The organism is Dethiosulfatibacter aminovorans DSM 17477, assembly GCF_900142005.1.
GTDB classification, from domain to species: domain Bacteria; phylum Bacillota; class Clostridia; order Tissierellales; family Dethiosulfatibacteraceae; genus Dethiosulfatibacter; species Dethiosulfatibacter aminovorans.
Genome location: NZ_FQZL01000069.1, coordinates 1 through 2075, shown reverse-complemented (window position 1 = coordinate 2075; position 2075 = coordinate 1). Strand labels below are relative to the sequence as shown.

Here is a 2075-nt window from a genome sequence, read left to right as displayed (position 1 = left end):
AGCTTCCTGTATACTTTAAATAGGTCAAGAGATTGACATAAAAGAATACCTCAAGTAAATTTAGATTATTACTGACCTGACCGTTGGTAAAATCTAAAAACACAAGAGGTATCTAATATGAATAATAAAGGTAAAAAGAAGAAAAAGCAAGTAATCACAGCAAATATTTTTGAACAACAAGAATTATTGGCTAAGGTAGAGGAAATAAAAAGCAATTTAAAAGCTTCAACGTGGCGTGAATTAGAGACCAAGGGTAAGTTCTCAAAGAATGAAAAGCTTACATTTATCAGTGATGACATGCTCATTCTAGGATGCGATATAGGCAGTGAAACTCATCATGTAAGGGCGATTGATACCCGAGGTAGAGAACTCAGTAAGACCGTATTTACATTTAGCAATAATTCAGATGGCTTCCATAATGCGAAGGAATGGGCGATTGAGCTCGCCGCAATAAACGACAAGACTCAGATAGTGTTGGGCCTAGAGCCGACAGGACATTACTGGTTCTGTCTTGCAACATGGATGGTAGCCAATGGAATCAGCGTTGTTCAAGTGAATCCATATGCTGTGAAGCAAACTAAGGAAATTGAGGATAATAGCCAGCTGAAGGATGACACGAAGGATCCTAAACTAATAGCAAACCTTGTCAAGGATGGCAACTATGGAATGCCATACCTCCCAGAAAAGCTTTATGCGGACCTTCGCAGACTATCTATGTTTAGAGACCAGCTGACTGAGGACAGGATACGGGCACTCAATCGAGTGCATCGAGAAATGAAGATATATTTCCCGGAATACAAAGATGCTTTTGGAAAGATTAATGGAGCATTTTGCCTGGAAGTATTAAAGCAAGCCCCATTTCCAGAGGACTTGAAGGCACTTGGAGTGGAAGGAATAAGAGATATCTGGCATGCTGCTAAACTAAGAGGACGCGGTTATAGCAGGGCCGGAAAAATCTTTGAATACGCCAATGAAAGTGTTGGTCTGAAGGATGGAGCAGGTGTAAGCAAAGAGGCTGTAAAGTGGTTTGTCAAGAAGATTATAGAAATAGATGAACAGCTTTCAGAAATAGAAAATCAAATGGAAGAGAAGTGTTTAAAAATCCCACACACAGGAAAGATACTTGAAATATCAGGAATTGGAGAAAATACACTCTCCGGAATACTGGCAGAGATGGGTGACATTTCAAGATTTGATAATGTAAAAGAAATACAGAAACTAAGTGGATTAGGGCTTGTAGCCTGTAGCTCTGGAAAGCACAAAGGAAAAACCAAGATAAGCTATAGAGGACGCAAAAGGCTTAGATACTGGTTATTCCAGGCAGCGAAATCATTAGTGGCACATTCGGAGGCATTTAAAGAACTCCATAGCTACTATACGACAAGACCAGAGAATCCGCTGAAGAAAATGCAGTCGCTGATTGTCATTGCATGCAAAGTACTTAGAGTAATATATACCATCCTGACCAAAGGGGTTAAGTATGATCCGAAAAAGATGTTAATGGACATAAGGCGCCCAGGTAAACAGGAAGCACTGGCAGCATAAGTAAAAGAGGCAGACTGGTAGAAACATAAGTCCAGAACCTTGCTGGGTTCCAGAGAGATCTGAAATCGAGTGGGGTTCTGGAAAGAAATCCGATAATGATGAAGTAGGAAAAACTGCATCAACAACATGGCCAACAGAGCGAAGCAAGGTAAAGCGTCCACTGATTATCAGTACCTTGAAGAGCAATAGGTCAGTAAAATCAAAACAAACAAGAGCTGTAGCTGGCAGAAGTTTTCTCCTTAGGGCATGACCCTGTTAACGAGCTTAGCTGGCACTCGGTGAATGAATAGGTGGGACGAAGGAAGTTGGTACATGATGCCATTAGACACGGAAGGTTCACCATCATAGTTATACAGAGGATTATAGCCTTTAAAAAGCAAGAAGTAAGGATGCTTTATTGACTATACCCATTAATAGCTATTCAGTACAGGATACGATGACTGTTCATCACTTTTGGCTCTGGTTTTGAGGTAAATATTTAAAGACAAGCCCTAAAAATCAACATTTTGGGCTTGACAATATAGGAAGGA

At 40.3% G+C, this 2075-nt stretch carries 1 protein-coding gene; it reads left to right on the top strand.

The features are described from left to right. Positions 1-117 precede the first annotated feature (117 nt). On the top strand, positions 118-1545 hold the full coding sequence (locus BUB05_RS18295; RefSeq protein WP_094763084.1) for an IS110 family RNA-guided transposase: 1428 nt from the start codon (positions 118-120) through the stop codon (positions 1543-1545). The last annotated feature ends 530 nt before the right edge of the window (positions 1546-2075 follow it).